The organism is Nitrososphaera sp. AFS (assembly GCF_009898475.1).
GTDB lineage: Archaea > Thermoproteota > Nitrososphaeria > Nitrososphaerales > Nitrososphaeraceae > Nitrosopolaris.
Map to the genome: position 1 here is coordinate 1 of NZ_QURE01000088.1, position 6,673 is coordinate 6,673.

Annotated in this window: 6 protein-coding genes; 4 read left to right on the top strand and 2 right to left on the bottom strand. The window is 35.5% G+C overall.

All coding sequences use genetic code 11. The features are described 5' to 3' along the window. Positions 1-345: 345 nt before the first annotated feature. Positions 346-807, bottom strand: coding sequence for a hypothetical protein (locus DYY65_RS09030; protein ID WP_162477631.1), 462 nt, complete (start codon positions 805-807; stop codon positions 346-348). Between the two features lie 494 nt (positions 808-1,301). Here DYY65_RS09030 and DYY65_RS09035 point away from each other — a divergent pair, with 494 nt between their 5' ends. Beyond that, positions 1,302-2,009, top strand: coding sequence for a cyclase family protein (locus DYY65_RS09035; protein WP_162477632.1), 708 nt, complete (start codon positions 1,302-1,304; stop codon positions 2,007-2,009). A gap of 96 nt (positions 2,010-2,105) precedes the next feature. Further along, complete coding sequence (locus DYY65_RS09040) at positions 2,106-2,513, top strand: cupin domain-containing protein (protein WP_162477633.1); 408 nt, start codon at positions 2,106-2,108, stop codon at positions 2,511-2,513. A gap of 665 nt (positions 2,514-3,178) precedes the next feature. Here the strand turns inward: DYY65_RS09040 and rpiA are convergent. Further along, positions 3,179-3,904 carry a ribose 5-phosphate isomerase A gene (gene rpiA, locus DYY65_RS09045; RefSeq protein ID WP_162477634.1) on the bottom strand — a complete coding sequence of 242 codons (726 nt, stop codon included), beginning with the start codon at positions 3,902-3,904 and terminating at the stop codon, positions 3,179-3,181. Positions 3,905-4,164: 260 nt separating this feature from the next. Between rpiA and DYY65_RS09050 the strand changes: the two genes are divergently transcribed. Both DYY65_RS09050 and DYY65_RS09055 read left to right on the top strand, forming a co-directional pair. Further along, positions 4,165-5,271, top strand: a complete 1,107-nt coding sequence (locus tag DYY65_RS09050) for a TIGR03557 family F420-dependent LLM class oxidoreductase (RefSeq protein ID WP_162477635.1) — start codon at positions 4,165-4,167, stop codon at positions 5,269-5,271. 819 nt (positions 5,272-6,090) lie between these two features. Continuing rightward, a complete protein-coding gene (locus DYY65_RS09055; protein WP_162477636.1) occupies positions 6,091-6,408 on the top strand; it encodes a hypothetical protein in 318 nt (105 codons plus the stop codon). Positions 6,409-6,673 lie beyond the last annotated feature (265 nt).

Genomic DNA, 6,673 nt, shown 5'->3' on the forward strand with positions numbered 1-6,673 from the left:
AAATGCAATTAGCGGGGCCAAACGATCTCTATTAATTCGGTTTGGCTCATCACCCCACATCTCTTAATCTGTTTACAAGTATTGACTTCTGTGTTACCATTTATTAGAATACGATCTATAAACATCAAAGAAATTGGAATTTTTCTATCATTGATATGCGGTTTGTCTATCAATGTCTTCAGCAGTGTGTGTTTGGAATGGCACTGGATATTTTTAGCCACAATCATGAAATCTGGGCGCAAACATTTTGTTAATTTACGAAAATTAAGTGGGTGTACTTGTATCTTAAAGCATAAATCTAATAAAAAATGGAGTTCTTTCGCCTACTGAATCATCGATTCTAGACTATGAGAATAGTGTTGAAACCTGTGATGCACTAGTGTCACTTGTGTGATCGATGGAGCTCTGGTGTGAGGAACTATGGTTGTCGCTGCTACTCGTACTGGTGCTGTGATGGTGATGACCACTGCCACTTGTGCCGGTGTCAGTGCTAGTGCTGTGATGGTGATGACCACTGCCACTTGTGCCGGTGTCAGTGCTAGTACTCGTCCCGTTATTATCATTGAAGCTGGTAGAGTTATTCAAAGCTGCTGAGTCAGTGGTGTTGCTACTGCTGCTTGTATGACTATGATGGTGTTTGGTTATGGGTGTAGTATTTGTTGAGTCAGTGGTGCTGCTACTGCTGCTTGTATGACTATGGTGGTGTTTGGCTATGGCGAATGCATCTGATGTTACAAGTGTAGATGCTGTGACAGCAACTGCTAAAACCATTACGATAGCAAGTGCTTTTGTCATTTTCGTTTTCATTGAAGCACAACAAAACCACATCACGTATATAGAGTGAGTTAAAATTGTGTATAAGTTTATCAAGCGTTAGTTTATTAGAAAACAGCTTTGTATCTTCATTTCAACAATTTCGTCGTTTGGAGTTGGGGTCAAAAATCTGAACGATTCAGAGCTTTTCAATATATGCTTAGCCCATTTAGTATTGTCTTATCGGATGGCATATGTGATGTGATGATTTGGAAAGAACTCATCAGCGCAGCTAGCATCTAAGCATTTCTAGCCAACCAGGAGATATGATAAGTATTATATGATTCGGTGTCCAAATTATATTACCGCTTCATCTCCGACTCGACTAAATGGATGGGTACAAGGTGGCTTTGATACTAACTTTCTAATTTATCATCATGTCAGAAAAGATTTAGAAGTTACGATATAGGGTTATTGATTGCAATCAAATTAATCGTTTACGAACTGCAGTATAATGATAACACTTTAAACACCCATTAGAAATGATTATGGATAAAAAACAAAATGATGGTGATAGCGATCGTGACATACTTCAGGTATCCAGAAAATCATTCTATGACTTAAGCCATTTAATTTTTCATGGTATGCCGATATATCCAGGCAATCCGCATCCACAATTTCAGCCATTCTATACGTTAGAAAAAGATAAAGCAAATGTTACTCGATTAACTTTAGGTTCGCATACAGGTACTCATGTAGATGCGCCAAAACACTTTGTTCCTAATGGTAATAGTGTAGATGAAATATCATTAGAAAAATTGATGGGAGAAGCAATTGTTCTAGATGTATCTGAAAAAGCTGTCGGTGAAGGGATCACAAATGTCGATCTTGATATTTATTCAGAAATAGTAAAGCAAGATGATATCATCTTGCTTTATACTGGAACGAGTGATCAATGGGATAAGAATGACAGCATCATGCGGGATTTTACATACCTTGAACCTTCTGCTGCAAAGTGGATCGTCGATCATAATATCAAGTGTATTGGAATAGACTCCTTTAGCGTAGAGAAATATAATTTTAACGAGGGTTTGTCACATAGAGCTCTCTTATCAAGGAATATAGGCATCATAGAGGGTCTTAATTCAAATCTAAAAAAATGTCTTAGCAAGAGAATGTTTCTTGTTTGCTTACCATTATTTCTCAAAGGTATAGACGGAGCACCAGCTAGAGTGATAGCCTTTGACATTATATGATGGGATAAATTTTTGAAGTAATATATAAAGAAGGATAGCAAAATAGATTCTATTCTCATATTGCTTATTTAGTTATGTTGTGTATTATTACTAGCATTGATAGTAATAAGAAACTGGCGCGACACACATCCTACTATAGCACATAAAAGTGGATTAGATTGGAGATTACTTTCTAACGCAGAGAAAACTAGTGGAGATATAGAAGTTGAACTTGAACCAGAATATCAGTGTCTAAAAGCAATTACATACGTTTCATATGCCAAACTACAGCCCCATCTTTCTTATGAGCCACATTATCACAAAGATCATGAGGAAGTATACTACATAATAAATGGAAAAGGAAAGATTAAGATTGGAAGCGAAGAGGCACAATTCAGAGATGGTGATATCATCTACATTCCAGAGAATACTACACATTCAATTACAAACGATAGCGAGGAAATGATAGACTTCCTAGCATTTGGTGGGCTTATAGGAAAAGAGAAAGAAAAGACTAAAAATTAATAATAATAATGGTAGCCTGCAAAGTAACAAAGGCATTTAGAAATTATATCCTTAATGATTATACAAGATCTATATCTTGTGATATGTGCTTAATCAGGAGGAACTTTAAATCCTCTACCCTTATATCATATCAATAACTAAAGCTGCATTCCATGATGTTCACTTTGACCTTTATATGGATTATAGTATTCTCCAAACAGGACCCATCCAATAAGTTATTGGTTTGAAATTTGTTACCTCTAATTCAGTGTTTGAGACAGTAGGAACATGATAGTATCTCTCTTCCCTGGGATGGGCAAGTGTTATCCACCTTACAATTACCTCAGCTTCATCTTTAGGTATAATCCTATATGTATAAATGAGAGACGAGGCAGTCCTCTTCTTATTTGCTGTACTTTTACAAGGTCATAATCATAGAAAAGGCTTTAATGTGCTACTAACTTTTGAGTTTGGCCTGAATATACATATAAAGTGGCGGTTTCACTCAAATTCATTTTTGAAATTCATTTATTGAATATTGCTTCTTTATGCCCTAAAATGTCAAATCAAATGAATTAGAAACTATAAGATTGGGCAAGATGAGTGGAAACCTTGCACTTCACGCTACAGAAAAAATATAGAAGTAACAGGAAAAGCATGTAAGAGAAAACCCGAACTTGATAAAATCATATTTTTGTGGATTCAAATGAGCCATCATTCTTAGCTTTGTAATATAGATTTGCGTGTTTGGTAAAAAGACCTACTTCAATTACTCCTGGGATGTTCTTTAACTCGGCTTCTTTCTTCTCTACATCCAAAATTGATGGAAAAACAGTATCTAAAATAAAATTACCGTTTTCTGTAACATATGGATAGCCTTCATTTAACATTCTTAATTCTGGTTTTCCGTCATGTTTAGACTCTAGCTCCTTTTGTAATAAGTATAAAACAAACGGATGTAGCTCAATGGGAACTGAGCGATCAAATGACTTGACATATTTGAATGATTCCGCTGTAATCACTATTATCTTAGCACCGGAATGTAATACTTTTTCCTTTAATAAGGCCCCGCCACCACCTTTTATCATATGTAGTTGTGAGTCTAATTGATCAGCTCCATCAAAAACAATATCAATCTCGGGAACAAGATTGTTGTCAACTATTCTTAAATTTCCAGCCAACGCTTCCTGTTTTATTTGGGTCGAGCTTGCAATACATTTTAGGGTTTTCTTTATATCTAGTGGTATCTTTCCTATTTCATTAATAATCGCTGCAGCCATTGGTCCGCTTCCTAGTCCTATAACCTGGTTATATTCTACAAATTGTTTTACTGCATCCTCAGCAATATTCTGAGCAGATTTTCGAAAAGGTTCTGGAATCCAAATTGTTTTCTCAGATGGTTTTTTTCCCATTGGAGGATCACATAGAGTTGCAGCAAACAAGAATTTAAAGAGTTTACAGCTTTCTTTAAATGATAGTTGAATATGCATCTCAAATAGAATAATTACATGATGACCAGATAATACATGAAGGCAGACTTTGAGGAAGATATTATTCACCTTTAAAATAAATAAACTAATAAAAAAGGACAAATATCTGCGAAATAGCTGGTATAACAAAGGTTTTTCAATTATGTAATATAGTATACGAGTAGAGGATACTGAATATAACAATGACTCTAACAATGGAGGCAAAAGATTCCAATAAGCTATCATCTTTAGGCTACTGGGCTGCTCATGAACAATACTCTATGCATGATTTGCTGCAATTTGTTGTAGAAGCTGAAAAAAATGGGTTTATAACTACAATGACTAGCGACCATTTTCATCCTTGGTGGCATGATAATGCTTATGGTAATTTCGCATGGGTATGGATAGCCACAGCTGCAGAAAGAACTAAAAGAATGGGATTTATCACAGCTGTTACTGCCCCAATATATCGATATCATCCAGCCATAATAGCACAAGCTTTTGCTTCACTTGACATATTATACCCCGGCAGAATAGGTCTTGGGTTAGGTACTGGAGAGGCAATGAATGAAGTTCCGTTAGGATTTGATTGGCCGCGACCAAGGGCCAGATTAAATAGAATGATAGAAGCAGCACAAATTATAAGTAAATTGTGGTACTCAGCAAAGGAAAATTGTAACAATGCCTGCAGGGGTAATGAAGGCTTTGTATATTTTAACGGAGAGTACTTTTTAATACGAAATGCAAAGCTCTATTCACCTCCAACAACTCATATACCAATCTTTATGGCAGCTGCGGGCCCAGAATCTGCTAAAGCTGCTGCAAAGTATTCTGATGGGTTGATCACGTTTCTAAGTGCGAAAGAATCTCGTAAGATAATAGAGATTTTTGATAAAGCAATAATAGAAAAGGGTAATGACAATAAAAAGACGAATGGTAACAATAGTAACATAGATCATATAGAAAAGATAGCTGAATACAAAGTGTCTTATTCAGATGATTATGAACAAGCCCTTAATTCATCAAGGTTTTGGCGAGCCACCATGATAGATAATGCTTTTAACTCTAGCATAAGCGATCCTAGAAAATTAGAACAGAAGGCGAAGCAGCAGGTTACTGATAAAAAGTTAAAAGAACACATAGAAATTACTGACTCAATCGAGAATTGTATAAAACCAATAGAAGAATATTTTAGGGTCGGTTTTAGCAAAGTGTATATACATAGTACTAGTCCCAATGAGATAAAATTTATAGAGGAATTCGGAAAAAAGGTGCTGCCTTATTTCCTCGAACAGCTAAAAAAGGGCTAATTATGTCCTACAAGACAATCTATAGTAATTAGGATAAGTTGGTTTACACTATACCGATGTAATACTACACAATCGAATAAATCAACGTCAACACACTTATGTCAAATGGTATAGATATAGACGATCTAGATATGGATACCTTCATTAATTCTCTCCAATTCATTACCACAGTAACCATTGATATCGAACCTAAATCAAAAAATAGTATCCATCCAGTTTTTCTGACTCTATCATCATCCTTCTTCAGATGTAATATCTCCTTTCTGATGATGCTCCAATACTATGTGGCGTTGCATGTCGCCGAAGTTATCGAATCGAATGCCGCATGCTCTACAGTTAAAATCATTCTCAGACAACTACTATTACCTCAGTTATATGAGTGAACATTATCAATAACAGTTACATCATCCTTAGCCATAGTATCAGAAAGGAATATACAAATTAGCCTGTCCGAAAAAGGCTGGTTTAGGAGTAAAACGCCAATATCGTCACAGAATATCTTCATATTACTATGTCCATTATATTCACCATACAGTATATAAAGACACGAGATGTTTCAAAAGGTTGAACCATATCTGATATTCTTAATATACCTCCAATAGTTATTGATGTAGTTACTGCTATCTATCCTGCAATTATCAATAGACTTCTGCTTATGTTTACCATTTCTCTTTTTGTTTTACCTCTTAGTTGTGGCTAGCGTACAATGGCCAAATTAAAGCCTGCTAAACCATGTGAGGTAACAATGTTAAGTCACAACGTTAATCAAGTTCTTAATATTCTGTAGTCGAATAATATGTCAGGAAGTGAAAAATAAGATTGAGTTCAACTAATAAGCAGTTTCTTATGAATCAGCTAGTTTGGATTGGAATTTCATTTGCCATAAGCATCACTATCTCAATGCTATTACCATTTCCAATATCATTAGTTGCCATTGTAGGAACTTTTTTGCTACTTAACTACTATATAAGAAGAAGAATGATGTCAAGGATAGGCAATGTTGGTGCTATAGGCGGCATGTTTAGTCCAATACCAACCAATGGTAGTTCATTGAACTATTATTGTATGGGTTGTGGAAAACAACATAGACAAACAGCATGTCCTAAATGTGGTTCAAAAATGAAGAGGATAGGATAAACAAGGTAGATTGAATGTAATATGAGGATATTTAAATCTTGGAAACCAAAAGGAAAAATGTATAGCCTAAGATGCAATCAGTGTGGATCTGGCTTTCTTTCTAGCTTCAATCTAGAGGCCCCTATTTGTGGCAAATGTATGCAGAAGGCTAAATCATTAGATTCTACAGTAGATTATGAAAATATATGCAGCAAATGCGGCATTAGAGGAGTAATATATGGAAAAGCAAGCTGTCATTCTTGCTACTTTGGCTTCGAAAAGGAAG

What these genes read in the sequence shown, in the direction of transcription:
- DYY65_RS09030 (WP_162477631.1), bottom strand. Translation starts at nt 807, where the DNA reads ATGAAAACGAAAATGACAAAAGCACTTGCTATCGTAATGGTTTTAGCA.
- DYY65_RS09050 (WP_162477635.1), top strand. Translation starts at nt 4,165, where the DNA reads ATGACTCTAACAATGGAGGCAAAAGATTCCAATAAGCTATCATCTTTA.
- DYY65_RS09035 (WP_162477632.1), top strand. Translation starts at nt 1,302, where the DNA reads ATGGATAAAAAACAAAATGATGGTGATAGCGATCGTGACATACTTCAG.
- rpiA (WP_162477634.1), bottom strand. Translation starts at nt 3,904, where the DNA reads ATGGGAAAAAAACCATCTGAGAAAACAATTTGGATTCCAGAACCTTTT.